The sequence below is a fragment of the Tessaracoccus sp. OH4464_COT-324 genome, assembly GCF_003932855.1.
Lineage (GTDB): Bacteria > Actinomycetota > Actinomycetes > Propionibacteriales > Propionibacteriaceae > Arachnia.
The window spans coordinates 1-415 of record NZ_RQYZ01000113.1 but is presented as its reverse complement, the minus strand read 5'-3'; the positions used below and the strand labels follow the sequence as shown (position 1 = coordinate 415).

The following is a 415-nucleotide window of genomic DNA, read 5'->3' as shown; positions in this document are numbered from 1 at the left end:
TCGTCATCAGCGATGACGTCAGTCGTGTCAGACACGGCCATCTCCTCTCGGATCAGGCCAGACCCTCACACACCGTTTTCCTTACAGTCTCTGGTGGCGCACCAGACGCGCTTGCTCATCTGTTTTGTAGGTGGGTGATGTATTCGTTCATGATCTCAACGAGAGCCTCGTCGTTGTCGCGGAGGATTCCACCGGCCGTGGCGACTATTGTGGCGTCTTCGCTATGAGCGATGCATTCGAAGTGCCCGGTGGGGTTGGCGTGTCCGCAGGTGAGGTTCCCGACGTAGTGCGGATCCCGCCACTCCTTGGCGTACATGTTGAACGTGTCATCGAGGGTGTACTTGCTGCGGGTGACTGATAGCCAGAGCGCCTCAATGTTGTCTGGGCCGTTGTAGTGGACGGAGCCGAGCCAGAC

General features: G+C 58.3%; 1 protein-coding gene. It reads right to left on the bottom strand.

Annotation, left to right across the window (positions count from 1 at the left end):
• Positions 1-115: 115 nt before the first annotated feature.
• Positions 116-415 (bottom strand): hypothetical protein (locus EII42_RS13165; protein WP_158676533.1); only part of this gene is annotated, 300 nt, incomplete at its 5' end.